Source organism: Burkholderia sp. AU33423, assembly GCF_002223135.1.
In the GTDB taxonomy this organism is placed as follows: domain Bacteria; phylum Pseudomonadota; class Gammaproteobacteria; order Burkholderiales; family Burkholderiaceae; genus Burkholderia; species Burkholderia lata_D.
On sequence record NZ_NKFH01000007.1, the window covers coordinates 2,061,760 to 2,074,505 of the forward strand.

Annotated in this window: 12 protein-coding genes; 4 read left to right on the top strand and 8 right to left on the bottom strand. The window is 66.5% G+C overall.

Annotation, left to right across the window (positions count from 1 at the left end; translation table 11 throughout):
• Window positions 1-3 precede the first annotated feature (3 nt).
• Window positions 4-582 (bottom strand): BPL-N domain-containing protein, encoded by a 579-nt coding sequence (locus CFB50_RS27895; protein WP_306427283.1) that lies wholly within the window; start codon window positions 580-582, stop codon window positions 4-6.
• A gap of 93 nt (window positions 583-675) precedes the next feature.
• Between CFB50_RS27895 and acnB the strand changes: the two genes are divergently transcribed.
• Window positions 676-3,261, top strand: coding sequence for a bifunctional aconitate hydratase 2/2-methylisocitrate dehydratase (gene acnB, locus CFB50_RS27900; protein ID WP_089447944.1), 2,586 nt, complete (start codon window positions 676-678; stop codon window positions 3,259-3,261).
• Window positions 3,262-3,380: 119 nt separating this feature from the next.
• Here the strand turns inward: acnB and CFB50_RS27905 are convergent, their stop codons facing one another.
• Together CFB50_RS27905 and CFB50_RS27910 are read right to left on the bottom strand one after the other, a co-directional pair.
• Window positions 3,381-3,890, bottom strand: coding sequence for a DUF4274 domain-containing protein (locus tag CFB50_RS27905; protein ID WP_089447945.1), 510 nt, complete (start codon window positions 3,888-3,890; stop codon window positions 3,381-3,383).
• A 76-nt stretch (window positions 3,891-3,966) separates the two neighbouring features.
• Window positions 3,967-4,380 carry a PPC domain-containing DNA-binding protein gene (locus tag CFB50_RS27910; protein WP_089447946.1) on the bottom strand — a complete coding sequence of 138 codons (414 nt, stop codon included), beginning with the start codon at window positions 4,378-4,380 and terminating at the stop codon, window positions 3,967-3,969.
• A 336-nt stretch (window positions 4,381-4,716) separates the two neighbouring features.
• Here CFB50_RS27910 and CFB50_RS40230 point away from each other — a divergent pair, with 336 nt between their 5' ends.
• The 3 genes from CFB50_RS40230 (at window position 4,717) to CFB50_RS27920 (ending at window position 6,715) form a co-directional block, all read left to right on the top strand.
• Entirely contained in the window at window positions 4,717-5,187 is a 471-nt protein-coding gene (locus CFB50_RS40230; protein ID WP_256979315.1) for a hypothetical protein, read from the top strand.
• A 33-nt stretch (window positions 5,188-5,220) separates the two neighbouring features.
• Complete coding sequence (locus tag CFB50_RS40235) at window positions 5,221-5,619, top strand: hypothetical protein (protein ID WP_256979316.1); 399 nt, start codon at window positions 5,221-5,223, stop codon at window positions 5,617-5,619.
• A gap of 169 nt (window positions 5,620-5,788) precedes the next feature.
• A complete protein-coding gene (locus CFB50_RS27920) occupies window positions 5,789-6,715 on the top strand; it encodes an ADP-ribosylglycohydrolase family protein (protein ID WP_089447947.1) in 927 nt (308 codons plus the stop codon).
• Between the two features lie 125 nt (window positions 6,716-6,840).
• Here CFB50_RS27920 and CFB50_RS27925 read toward each other — a convergent pair whose 3' ends face one another.
• The 5 genes from CFB50_RS27925 to CFB50_RS27945 all read right to left on the bottom strand — a co-directional run bounded on the left by CFB50_RS27925 (window position 6,841) and on the right by CFB50_RS27945 (window position 12,703).
• Window positions 6,841-7,389 carry a GNAT family N-acetyltransferase gene (locus tag CFB50_RS27925; protein WP_089447948.1) on the bottom strand — a complete coding sequence of 183 codons (549 nt, stop codon included), beginning with the start codon at window positions 7,387-7,389 and terminating at the stop codon, window positions 6,841-6,843.
• A 170-nt stretch (window positions 7,390-7,559) separates the two neighbouring features.
• Window positions 7,560-8,960 (bottom strand): MFS transporter, encoded by a 1,401-nt coding sequence (locus CFB50_RS27930; RefSeq protein WP_069251889.1) that lies wholly within the window; start codon window positions 8,958-8,960, stop codon window positions 7,560-7,562.
• A 30-nt stretch (window positions 8,961-8,990) separates the two neighbouring features.
• The gene (locus tag CFB50_RS27935; protein WP_089447949.1) at window positions 8,991-10,235 is read right to left on the bottom strand and encodes an NAD(P)/FAD-dependent oxidoreductase; all 1,245 of its coding nucleotides are present in this window, start codon (window positions 10,233-10,235) and stop codon (window positions 8,991-8,993) included.
• On the bottom strand, window positions 10,232-11,194 hold the full coding sequence (locus CFB50_RS27940) for a VOC family protein (RefSeq protein WP_089447950.1): 963 nt from the start codon (window positions 11,192-11,194) through the stop codon (window positions 10,232-10,234). Before CFB50_RS27940 ends, CFB50_RS27935 begins: the two co-directional genes overlap by 4 nt.
• An 18-nt stretch (window positions 11,195-11,212) precedes the next feature.
• A complete protein-coding gene (locus CFB50_RS27945; RefSeq protein WP_069251892.1) occupies window positions 11,213-12,703 on the bottom strand; it encodes an aldehyde dehydrogenase in 1,491 nt (496 codons plus the stop codon).
• Between the last annotated feature and the right edge of the window lie 43 nt (window positions 12,704-12,746).

A 12,746-nucleotide genomic window follows, 5' to 3' on the forward strand; every position in this document is an offset into this window, starting at 1 on the left:
CCGTCAGGGCTTCATCGTCGCGTTGATCAGGTCGTGCGCCATGTCCGGCCGAATGCCGTCCGGATTCTTGAGGCCGTTCTGGCGATACCAGCTTTCGTCGGCTTCGGGATGCGGGCCGACGAGCCCGACGCGCCCCTTGCCGTAGCGATAGGTCGCGGCCGCGATGTCGCGGTTCGGATAGGTCGCCAGCACGACCGCGCCGGGGGCGGCCGGGAGCATCGCGCCGTCCTGGAAGTAGATCCAGCGTTTTTTCCCGCGCCAGACTACCGGCGTCACCGTGTCCGCGATCCCGTGCAGCGTCGAGTCCGGCCGGCCGACCTCGGAGTCGAACTCGCCGGCGACCAGCCCGAAACCCGGGTCCCCCGCGAGGTAGGCGCCCATGCAGATGCCCAGATAGCGCCCGCCGTTCGATACGTAATGCCGCACGGCCCTGATCGAATTTTTCCCGATGCTGGGCCCACGAATGCCCCACCGCCCTCTACGTCTCCCGGCGGCAGCCGGAACCACCCGCGCCGCTTCGCTTTCCCGCTTGCCAACTTCAACTCTTATATAAGACATAAGACATTTGACGTTAAAGAGCATTGAGATTAGAATCCCGCTGCAAAGCAGTGCCTGGAACAGCCCCGGAGTGCCGGCAAGGCCTTCCCCTCAAACGCAATATCAGCAGGTCTCCCCATGCTTGAAAACTTTCGTGCTCACGTGGCCGCCCGCGCCGCGCTCGGTATTCCTCCCCTGCCGCTGACGGCTCAGCAGACCGCCGAACTGGTGGAACTGCTGACGAACCCGCCCGCCGGCGAAGAGCAGACGCTGCTCGACCTGATCACCCATCGCGTGCCTGCCGGCGTCGACGAAGCCGCCCGCGTGAAGGCCGGCTTCCTGGCCGCCGTGGCCAAGGGCGAGACCGCCTGCCCGCTGATCTCGCGCGAACGCGCGACCGAACTGCTCGGCACGATGCTGGGCGGCTACAACATCCAGCCGCTGATCGAGCTGCTGTCCGATGAAGCCGTCGCTGCCGTGGCCGCCGACGCACTGAAGAAAACCCTGCTGATGTTCGACCAGTTCCATGACGTCAAGGAACTCGCCGACAAGGGCAACGCGCACGCGAAGGCCGTGCTGCAAAGCTGGGCCGACGCCGAATGGTTCACGAGCCGTCCGGAAGTGCCGCAAAGCCTGACCATCACCGTGTTCAAGGTGACGGGCGAAACCAACACCGACGACCTGTCGCCGGCCCCGGACGCGACCACCCGCCCGGACATCCCGATGCACGCACTGGCGATGCTGAAGAACGCACGCCCGGGCATCACGCCGGAAGAAGACGGCAAGCGCGGCCCGGTCAAGTTCATCGAATCGCTGAAGGAAAAGGGTCACCTGGTCGCCTACGTGGGCGACGTGGTCGGCACCGGCTCCTCGCGCAAGTCGGCCACCAACTCGGTGCTGTGGTTCACCGGCGAAGACATCCCGTTCGTGCCGAACAAGCGCTTCGGCGGCGTGTGCCTCGGCGGCAAGATCGCCCCGATCTTCTACAACACGATGGAAGACGCCGGCGCGCTGCCGATCGAGCTCGACGTGTCGCAGATGGAAATGGGCGACGTGGTCGAACTGCGTCCGTACGAAGGCAAGGCGCTGAAGGACGGCAAGGTCATCGCCGAATTCCAGGTCAAGTCCGACGTGCTGTTCGACGAAGTGCGCGCCGGCGGCCGCATTCCGCTGATCATCGGCCGCGGCCTGACCGCGAAGGCACGTGAAGCATTGGGCCTCGCGCCGTCGACGCTGTTCCGCCTGCCGCACCAGCCGGCCGACAGCGGCAAGGGCTTCTCGCTCGCGCAGAAGATGGTCGGCCGTGCATGCGGTCTGCCGGAAGGCCAAGGCGTGCGCCCGGGCACGTACTGCGAACCGAAGATGACCTCGGTCGGCTCGCAGGACACCACGGGCCCGATGACCCGCGACGAACTGAAGGATCTCGCGTGCCTCGGCTTCTCGGCCGACCTCGTGATGCAGTCGTTCTGCCACACCGCCGCTTATCCGAAGCCGGTCGACGTGAAGACGCACCAGACGCTGCCGAACTTCATCAGCACGCGCGGCGGCATCGCGCTGCGCCCGGGCGACGGCGTGATCCACTCGTGGCTGAACCGCATGCTGCTGCCCGACACCGTCGGCACCGGCGGCGATTCGCACACGCGCTTCCCGATCGGCATCAGCTTCCCGGCAGGTTCGGGCCTGGTCGCGTTCGCGGCCGCCACCGGCACGATGCCGCTGGACATGCCGGAATCGGTGCTGGTCCGCTTCAAGGGCAAGATGCAGCCGGGCGTCACGCTGCGTGACCTCGTCAACGCGATCCCGCTGTACGCGATCAAGCAAGGCATGCTGACGGTCGCCAAGCAAGGCAAGAAGAACATCTTCTCCGGCCGCATCCTCGAAATCGAAGGCCTGCCCGACCTGAAGGTCGAGCAAGCGTTCGAACTGTCGGATGCGTCGGCCGAGCGTTCGGCAGCCGGTTGCTCGGTGCGCCTGAACAAGGAACCGATCATCGAGTACCTCAACAGCAACATCACGCTGCTGAAGTGGATGATCGCGCAGGGCTACCAGGATCCGCGCAGCCTGCAGCGCCGCATCCAGGCAATGGAACAGTGGCTGGCCGACCCGCAACTGCTGGCGCCGGATGCGGACGCCGAATACGCGGCCGTCATCGAGATCGACCTCGCCGACATCCACGAGCCGATCGTCGCATGCCCGAACGACCCGGACGACGTGAAGACGCTGTCGGACGTCGCAGGCGCGAAGATCGACGAAGTGTTCATCGGCTCGTGCATGACCAACATCGGTCACTTCCGTGCCGCGTCGAAGCTGCTCGAAGGCAAGCGCGACATCCCGGTCAAGCTGTGGGTCGCGCCGCCGACCAAGATGGACCAGAAGCAGCTGACCGAAGAAGGCCACTACGGCGTGTTCGGCACGGCCGGTGCGCGTACCGAAATGCCGGGCTGCTCGCTGTGCATGGGTAACCAGGCACAGGTGCGCGAAGGCGCGACGGTCATGTCGACGTCGACCCGTAACTTCCCGAACCGTCTCGGCAAGAACACGAACGTGTATCTCGGCTCGGCGGAGCTGGCGGCAATCTGCTCGCGTCTGGGCAAGATCCCGACCAAGGAAGAGTACATGGCCGACATGGGCGTGCTCAACGCGAACGGCGACCAGATCTACAAGTACATGAACTTCGACCAGATCGAAGACTTCAAGGAAGTGGCCGACACCGTGCAGATGTAAGCACGCGGAGCGGGCTGCGGCGGGTGGTCGACGTCGCAGCACACCACGCAATGGCGTCGCAGGCTGAATGCCCGCGGCGCCATTTTTTTATGCGGCGCCGGGTGGCCGTGCCGGCCTCGTCAGTCGTAAAGCGCGGAAATCCGATCGACGACGTCGAACGGCAAGCCTTCGTCGTACCCTTCCTCGTCGAGATCGACAATCTCGCGGCCGTTCGTCGGCTGCAGCATCAGCGCCGGCACCGGCCGCACGACCGGCACGTCCGGATAGTCGTTCGGACCCGCGCCTTCGAAGTCGTGTGGATCGAACCAGATCCCGTGATCGGCGTAATAGCCGTCGGCATAACGCCGCTCGACCTCACGTGCCAGCCGGAACGTGTCCAGTTGATACGACGCGTCTCCCAGGTCGCTTTCGTTCGCGTACTGCACGAACCACGCGGCGCCGAGATTCCAGTAGATCAGCAACGCCGTGGCGCGATCGATGTTGCGGTTGTCGAGCAGCCAGCGCAGCGCGCGGCCGTTGCCGTCGTAATTGGAGCGCGCGGCGAACCGGTGCCATTGCTCGGGCGTCGCGCCCTCGAGCCAGGTGCACACGATTTCCCACACTTTGTGTTCGATTTCGGAATCATCCATGGATGGCGGCCTCGCGGAAATGTGAATGGTGGAAATGCGTCGAATGACCGGCGATTCTAGCGCCGCTTCGCAGCATTCACGCGCCCTCGCCGCCCGGCTCGCGGCGGATCACCAGTTCGTTGAAGCCGCTGCCCGCATCGGCTTCGCGCGAGAAACGATGCGCGGGCAGCAGCACGAGCAGAATCTCGGCCGTCGTGCGCACCACGCAACCGCTCGCGACGTGGCCGCCCGTCACCCGGCCGGCCGCATCCGAGATCGACATATGCAGATGCGCGCCGTCCGGCGAGACCGAGCCGGCCAGCGTCAGGATTTCGAGGTCGCCGCGCAGTTCGGTCGGCTGGTCCGCGCCGGCGAAACGCAACTTCGCGACGCTCAGGCTGCCGATGCCCTGGATCACGAAAGCCGCGTGCGATGCGTGGCCGCGCAACGCGTGCTCGATCGCGCCGCGCAAATCGTCGCCGGGGGAAAGACGCAGAGGATGAGCTTGCATGGTCGAGAACCTGTGGGCGGACCGTGATATCGACAAAGCGTACGTTCCGCCCGTGAATCCGGCAAGTCATCCACTCTCGAGAATCCCGCGCGCCTGCCGGCGCGGCGCACGCGTCACACGGCCCACCACTCGCTCGCGAACTGCGCAGCCGGCACGCCCGCGCACACGGGCCGCTGCGGCAGGGTTTCGCACCGGCCGCAGCACATCGGCCAGGGTCTGCTTACCTACGGACCGCACATGCGTTCCGCATGTAAGCAGACCCTGACGTATGCAAGAATCAGTTTCTCGAGGCAACCCCCGCTTTCTCGCCCCCCCCGTTCACCAAACGCCCGTCGAATGTCCCAATACGAGAACGATTACGAGCGGTTCCACACCCCGAGCGACGACATTGCCGCGCGGGAAGTCGCGGCGATGAGCGATGAGGAGCGTGCGCGCGCCATGTCAGCGGGGACCGTGCATGTCCGAAACTGGCTCGCCATTCTGGCGTTGCCGGTCGTAGTCGGGCCTGTGATCCCGCTGCCCGCGTATTTGCTGGGTCTGCTTGCATACCGAGGAATGGTCGATCCGGCCTTTGATTTGGATCGTGCGGTTGACGGAACAGCCGTCACCATCATATGGGTCACGGCGCTCTTCATCGCAGCGTGGATCGGCCTGAACTGGTGCGTCGCGACGTACGGTACCCGACAGCGGTACTGGCGAGAAATGCCGTCCAACGGGCATGTCGAACTGGAGCGCCATACGCTATGTTCAGCCATCATCGTGTGGTCGGACGACTACGATCCGGAGCCCCACTACGTCGAGGAATGAATCGACGGTAAGCTCAGATCCAGCAAGGCCCGAGTGAGACAGTGGATCCTGGCCCGAACGTCCGTCGGTCATTGGCTGGTGCTGGCTGATCTGATTGCGGCTGACAATTGGTACGGGCCGCCAACGTTCCCCTTGGAGACGAAATGGTTGATCCCGAGGCGAGAATTGGCAATAGCATTTGCGCCACGCACCCATATCCGCATCGGATTGAGATGGAGTGGACCGGCCGCGCCGTTGACCGTGACGTCCTGTCTGCTGTCTCACGCCGAATGCGAACGCCTGACTGCGGCGGCTCACCTCTTTGCTTTTTTTCCGCCGGCCCAATATGGCGTCGTCGATCCCTCCGATGCAGACTGGGTCGGGGAACTCGCCGCCAGGGCGCTGGAGCGTGAAATGCCTGTCGACGTGGTGGCCGGGCGGCCGTTGACGTAATCATCGTGGGGCGTTTCAACGATGACTGCGGCCGCCACAGCGCGAAGGCGCAGGGCGGATAGTCGGAAAAGTACGCCAATTGGCGGCGACTGCATAATGACGGGGCTCAGCTCAAGGTCTTGTACACGGTCTTCCGCGACGCAAGCCATCCCAACCCGAACTCCTTTCGATGACACCGACTCCGAACCGACGATCCCGCCTGCGCGGCGGCCTGCTTGGCCTGCTGATCGGCGACGCGCTCGGCGTGCCGTACGAATTCCACGACGCCGCTTCGATTCCGCCGCCTGCAGCGATCGACATGACCCCGCCGCCGGGCTTCGCTCGCGCGCACGACGGCGTACCGCCCGGCACCTGGAGCGATGACGGTGCGCAGGCGCTCGCGCTGCTCGACGCACTGCTGCGCGAGCACGACCTGAATCTCGATACGTTCGCCGGCAACCTGCTGGACTGGTTTCATCGCGGCGCATTCACGCCGGACGGCCGCGTATTCGACGTCGGCCTGCAGACGCAACGCGCGTTCCATGCGCTCGCGGCCGGCGCCGCGCCCGCAGCAGCCGGGCCCCGCGACGAGCGCGACAACGGCAACGGCTCGCTGATGCGCTGCTTGCCCGTCGTGATCGTCGCCGCGTCGTATGACGACGCGATCCGGCTCGCGCACAAGCAGAGCGTCGTCACGCATGGCCACGTGCGTTCGCAGCTTTGCTGCGCGCTCTATTGCCTGACGGCGCTGAGGATCGTCGATGGTCAGCCCGCGCCCGATGCAGTGCGCGCGGCAGAGGACGAACTGCTCGCGCGCTACGAAGGCACGGCCGACGAAATCGAACTGAAGATCGTGCTCGACGGCCGCTTCGACGCGCCGCAAGGATCGGGTTATGTGGTCGACAGTTTCTGGTCCGCGATCCATTGTCTGCTGTCCACGGGCAGCTATGAGGACTGCGTGAAGCGCGCGATCGCGCTCGGCAACGACACGGATACGACCGCGGCCATCGCCGGCGGCCTCGCCGGCGCGCTGTACGGCGAACAGGCGTTGCCCGATCGATGGGTTGCAACGCTGCGCGGAAAAGACAAGGTCGAGGGCTGGCTCGCGAAGTTGTGAATACAACCTCATCGGCCGGCCGCCTGGTCGAACCTGGCGGGCCGAACCCGATTGCCCCGCGTCGTTGCATCAACGCGTGCGCGATCGTTCCTGCCGCGCAATGATCCGCTGCTGCCGTCGCCGCATCAGCGGCGATCGCTCGCCAGCAACCCGTACAGCGCGCTGTCCGACACTTCGTCGCCGACGATCCAGCGTTCGCGCAGCAGTCCTTCCCGCACGAAGCCCAGCCGTTCGAGCAGCCTCGCGGACGCGGTGTTGCGCGGATCGATATCGGCCTCGAGCCGGTTCAGCCGCAGCGTGCCGAACGCATGATCGATCATGGCCGACGCCGCTTCGCGCATGTATCCGCCGCGCCAGAACGCGCGCCGCAGGCTGAAGCCGATCTCGGCGCGCCGGCATTGCGCGTTCGCATGGAACAGCACGCATTCGCCGAGCGCTTCGCCGGTTTCCCGCAGTTCGAGCACGCAGGCCAGGCTCTCCCCGCTCGCGGACGTCTGCGCGTTGCGCGCGACGCGCGCCTCAGCCTGCTCGACCTGCGTCATCGGCGAGAACGAGAAATAGCGCATCGCTTCCGCATCGGACCAGATCTCGAAGAAAGTCGGCGCGTCGGCGTCGCGAAGCGGCCGCAGGACGAGGCGGGACGTATCCAGCGTGACGGGTTCGAACAAAGGCATGGCGACGGTCGGTCGAAAAACAGGATCGTGAATTAGAACACGCGAGCCGCAAGTCGGCCATTGCACGCGTTCGCACGCCCCGCCCCGGCGCGGCACCCCGATCGCCGCCAGACAAAAAGGCCCGAGCATCGCCCGGGCCGTTTCACTTCATCCGTTACCGCCGCCAGCGCTTACGCTTCAAGCGCTTCGAGCACCTTGCCCTTCGTCTCGATCCCGACGAAGTGCACGGTCACCGCCGCGATCAGCGGCACGATGCCGATCAGGTAGAACGCCGGCGCGAGGTTGCCGCCGATGATCGCGTGCGGCACCACCATCGGCGCGACGAACGACGCGATCTTCAGCCATGCGCTGCCGAGCCCGCAGCCCGACGCGCGGATGCTCGTCGGATACTGCTCCGGCGTATAGACGTACGCGGTAATGAACCCCGACGCCATCAACCCGAGCGACAGCGAGCAGAAGATCGACACGACGTACACCGACGACGCGTGATAGAAGCCGGCGAACGCCAGCGACAGCGCGCACAGCACGAACGACCACACGATCACCGGCTTGCGGCCGAGCTTGTCGACGAGCAGCGCCGACGCCAGCGACCCGAGCACCCCCATCACCGAGCCGATCACCGCGAGGTTCAGCGCGAGCTGCAGCGGCGCGTGATAGAAGTTCTTGTAGATCGTCGGCAGCCACGTCGACAGCCCGTACTGGATGAATCCGCAGGTCGCCCACAACGTCGCCACCGCGAGCGTGCGCTTGCGATACGCGGCGCTGAACAGGTCGCTCATCTTGCGCTTCGGATGCTGGCGCACCATCTCGTCGAACGCCGCTGCCTGCGTGACCGGCGGCAGCTCGCCGCGCACCGATGCTTCGAACACGCTGACCGCCCGCCCGGCTTCCGGGAGCCGCCCGCGCGACGCGAGCCAGCGCGGCGATTCCGGCACGAGGCGCGTGAGCACGAGCGACAGGATCAGCGGCAGCCCGCCGACGAAGTACATGATTTCCCAGCCGAAGCGCGGCACGAGCCACGCACCGAGCGCCATCGACACGAGCAGGCCGATCGGGAACACGATCTCGTACAGCAGCACGAAGCGGCCGCGGCCATGCGCACGCGTGATCTCGTTGATGTACGTCGCGGCAACCGGCAGCTCGCCGCCCAGGCCCAGGCCCTGCAGGATCCGCAGCAGCACGAAGATCTCGAAGGTCGGCGCGAAGCCGCACGCGATGCTCGTGATGCCGATCACGGCCGAGCTCCACGCGATCGCCTTCACGCGGCCGTGCTTCTCCGCCAGCGCGGGAAACAGGAAGGCGCCGATCAGCTGGCCGATCGCGCCGGACGCGATCAGCATGCCGATCTGCGTCGGCGACAGCCCCCATTTGTGAATCAGCAGCGGCAGCGTCGCCGCGATCGTGATCACGTCGAAGCCGTCGAAGAACGTCGCGGTGCCGATCAGCACGCGCGCGCGGATCTGCATCGCGTTGGCGGGAAGCCGCTCGAGCCGCGCGATGATCGCGCCGGGCGTGGAGGCGGCAGCTTCCATCGTGGCGCGACCGGCCACGACGTTGTCGAAAGTGCTCATGCGGGGTGTCTCCTGTGTCTCGTCGCCCGGTCAGGCCAGTGTCTTGCTCGTGTCTGCCAGGGCTTCCGTATCCACTGCCCGGCCCTGGTTCATCCACTTGCGCGCGAGTTTCAGCTCACGTGCGTTGTTGACGGCGATGACACCTCTCACATGTCCTTCGCCCACGAAAAACAGCGTCGCGCGGCGCGCGGCAAGATCGCCGCGCACGACGAGCTGCGCATCGGCCGGCAGATCACCGAGGATCTGCAGGTTCACGTCGTACTGATCGGACCAGAACCACGGAATCTCCGCGTACGGCGCACGCACGCCGAGCACGGCTTTCGCGGCCGCGATCGCCTGGTTCTGCGCGTTGGCCCATGATTCGAGCCGCACGCGCCGCTTCAGCCAGCCGTTGTGATGGTTCGCGACGTCGCCGCACGCGAAGATCGCCGGGTCGCTCGTCGCGCCGAATTCGTCGACGACGATGCCGTCGTCGATCGCCAGCCCCGCATCGCTCGCGAGCGACGCGTTCAGTGCGAGGCCGATGCCGGCCACCGCGAAATCGGCGTCGATCGTCGTGCCGTCGGCGAGCGTTGCACGCACCTTCGACGCGTCGTCCGGTTGCGCGTCGAGCGAAGCAAGCGCCGCACCCAGGCGGACGTCCACGCCGTTCGAACGATGCAGGTCGAGCAGGAAGTCGGACACGATCTGCGGCACCGAGCGGCCGCACAGCCGCGGCGCGCCTTCGACGACCACCGCCTCGACGCCGAGCTTGCGCGCGGTCGCCGCGACCTCGAGGCCGATCCAGCCGCCGCCGATCACGAGCACGCGCCGGCTCGCACGCAGCTTCTCGCCAAGCGCGGCCGCTTCGTCAAGCGTGCGCAGGTAATGCAGGTTCGGGGTCCTCACGAGTGCGTCCGGCAAGCGGCGCGACGTGCCACCGGTCGCGATCACGAGACGGTCGTATTCGATCTCGCGGCCGCTTTCGGTTGTCACGACGCGGCGCGCGCGGTCGATCGACGCGGCGCGTTCCGGCTGCCATGCTTCCACGTTCAGCGCGTCGAATTCGTCAGGACGCACGACGCGCACGGTTTCGATGTCGGCGTCGCCGGCCAGCACGGCCTTCGACAACGGCGGGCGCTCGTACGGCAGATGCGGTTCATCCGCGATCATCACGAGGCGGCCTGCAAAGCCTTCCGCGCGCAGCGTCTTCAACACCCAGCCGGCGGCCTGGCCGCCGCCGATCACGACGACCGTGCCGGGCGCGGCCGGCTCCTGTGCGTGCTCTTCGCTCATGATTTTCGCTCCGTCATGAACTTGCCTTCCGGCGCCTTCGCGTTCTTCTGCCGGCGCGTGTTGCCGTCGAGGCCGCCGTCGACCGCCCATTCGGCGAACACGGTCGGGCCCGGCTCGAATTCGCGCGGCTGCCACTCGGGCGTCAGCACGTCTTCGTCCGCGTAGTACTCGATCAGGCCGCCGGCCGGGTTCTGGAAGTACCAGAAGTACGCGGACGACACCGGATGACGGCCCGGGCCGAGTTGCGTTTCCCAGCCGCAGCGGTCGATGTGCATGCCACCGCCGAACACCTCGTGGATGTCACGCACGGTGAACGCGACGTGGTTCAAGCCGCGTTTGCCATTCGGCAGTGCGAGCAGGAACAGGTCGTGGTGGCCGCCGTGCGGCGCGCAGCGCATGAACGCACCGCGGCCCGGGTAACGGTCGGACGTCTCGAAGCCCAGTAGCTCGTGGTAGAACTTTTCCTGCGCGTCGAGGCAGTTCGTGAAGAACACGACATGCCCGACCTCGACCGGCTCCGCGCGCGCATAGATCGGGCTCGGCTGGTCGACGCGCAGCGTCTGGCCCCACACGTTCGACGGCGAGCCCGTGATGTCGAGTGCGCGCTTGCGCGTGACTTCGATGCGGATCGCCATCCCGTTCGGGTCGATGCAGCCGACCGCATCGTCGTGTGCGTAGTAACCGGGCTGGCCGGCGAGCTTCGCGCGCAGCGCGTCGAGTTCCTGCTGCGTCGCCACGCCCCACGTGACTTCACGCAGCGTCGGGCCCGCCTCGAACGCAGGCGGCAGCGCCGGATCGTCGGCCTTGACGGCCAGCACGGTGCAGCCGTTCAGCGTCTCGAAGCGTGCGCGCGCGTCGTCGTGCGAGACTTCCTTCATCCCCCAGTCGGCGAAAAAGCGCCGGCAGGTCGCGAGGTCGTCGACGCCGTACGTGATCTGCTCGATTCCCAAAATGCTCATTGCGTCATTCCCCTTCGCTCAGTTCGCCCACGGCAGCGGCGCGTCGTTCAAGCCCCAGTAGAGGCTCTTCTGCTGCATGTACTCGCGGATGCCGAGACGCCCCTTCTCGCGCCCCATCCCGCTCTCCTTCCAGCCCGAGAACGGCGTGGAGATCGAAAACAGCTTGTACGTGTTGATCCAGACGGTGCCCGTTTCCAGCGCCCGCGCGAGGCGCCAGGCGCGCTTGTAGTCGCGCGTCCAGATGCCGGCCGCCAGGCCGAACACGCTGTCGTTCGCCTGCGCGATCAGCGACGCTTCGTCGTCGAACGGCATTGCGACGAGCACGGGCCCGAAGATTTCTTCCTGGCAGATGCGCGCGCTGTTCGGCAGGCCTTCGAGAATCGTCGGCTGATAGAAGAAGCCGTGCTCGCGCCCGTCGCCCGACGGCCGTTCGCCGCCGCACAGCAGGCGGCCACCTTCCTCGAGACCGAGCGCCACGTAGCGCTCCACCGATTCGCGATGCTTCGCGGTGATCAGCGGCCCCATCTGCGTGTCGGGCCGCGTCGGGTCGCCCACGCGCAGCTTGCGTGCGCCGGCCACCAAACGCTTCATGAATTCGTCGTACACCGCACGCTGCACGAACAGCCGCGAGCCGGCGATGCACGCTTCGCCCGACGAGCTGAAGATGCCGTACAGCACGCCGTTGACCGCGTGGTCGAGATCGGCGTCGTCGCATACGATCGTCGGCGACTTGCCGCCGAGTTCGAGTGACACCGGCATCAGCTTCTCGGCCGCGATGCGCGCGATGCCGCGGCCCACTTCGGTGCCGCCCGTAAACGACACCTTCTTCACCAGCGGATGGCGCACGAGCACGTCGCCGATCACCGAACCCTTGCCCGGCAGCACGCTCAGCACGCCCTTCGGCACGCCGGCTTCCTCGCAGATGCGCGCCAGCGCGAGCGACACGAGCGGCGTGACTTCGGCCGGCTTCAGCACCACCGCGTTGCCGCCGGCCAGCGCCGGTGCGAGCTTCTGCGCATCGGACGCGATCGGCGAATTCCACGGCGTGATCGCCGCGATCACGCCGATCGGCTCGTACACGCTCATCGTCAGGTAATCGCCGCGCGACGGCGTCAGTTCCTCGTCGAGCGTCTCGAGGCACGCCGCGAAATAACGGAACGTGTTCGCGGCGCTCGCCACCAGCACGCGCGTCTCGCCGATCGGCTTGCCGTTGTCGCGGCGCTGCAGGTTCGCGAGCGCCTCGTGGCGCTGCATGATCAGATCGGCGATGCGGTACAGCACCTGCGCACGCAGGTGCGGCTTCAATCCGGCCCAGTCGGCGCGGCGCCATGCGGCGTCGGCCGCCACGACGGCTTCGGCCGCGTCTTCCGCATCCGCGGTCGACACTTCCATGTTCAGCGACTGGTCGGCCGGATAGATGCTCGCGTACGGCGCGCCACGGCCGCGCCGCCATTCGCCGCCGATCAGGATGTTGCCGTCGGGTACGAGGCTCGTATCGAAAGGAGTCATGTCACAAGTCCCACAAATCTGTCTCTGCACGTCCGCCCTCGCT

Coding starts and splice junctions, on each gene's coding strand:
- CFB50_RS27895 (WP_306427283.1), bottom strand. CDS start 582: ATGCTCTTTAACGTCAAATGTCTTATGTCTTATATAAGAGTTGAAGTT.
- acnB (WP_089447944.1), top strand. CDS start 676: ATGCTTGAAAACTTTCGTGCTCACGTGGCCGCCCGCGCCGCGCTCGGT.
- CFB50_RS27905 (WP_089447945.1), bottom strand. CDS start 3,890: ATGGATGATTCCGAAATCGAACACAAAGTGTGGGAAATCGTGTGCACC.
- CFB50_RS27910 (WP_089447946.1), bottom strand. CDS start 4,380: ATGCAAGCTCATCCTCTGCGTCTTTCCCCCGGCGACGATTTGCGCGGC.
- CFB50_RS40230 (WP_256979315.1), top strand. CDS start 4,717: ATGTCCCAATACGAGAACGATTACGAGCGGTTCCACACCCCGAGCGAC.
- CFB50_RS27920 (WP_089447947.1), top strand. CDS start 5,789: ATGACACCGACTCCGAACCGACGATCCCGCCTGCGCGGCGGCCTGCTT.
- CFB50_RS27925 (WP_089447948.1), bottom strand. CDS start 7,389: ATGCCTTTGTTCGAACCCGTCACGCTGGATACGTCCCGCCTCGTCCTG.
- CFB50_RS27930 (WP_069251889.1), bottom strand. CDS start 8,960: ATGAGCACTTTCGACAACGTCGTGGCCGGTCGCGCCACGATGGAAGCT.
- CFB50_RS27935 (WP_089447949.1), bottom strand. CDS start 10,235: ATGAGCGAAGAGCACGCACAGGAGCCGGCCGCGCCCGGCACGGTCGTC.
- CFB50_RS27940 (WP_089447950.1), bottom strand. CDS start 11,194: ATGAGCATTTTGGGAATCGAGCAGATCACGTACGGCGTCGACGACCTC.
- CFB50_RS27945 (WP_069251892.1), bottom strand. CDS start 12,703: ATGACTCCTTTCGATACGAGCCTCGTACCCGACGGCAACATCCTGATC.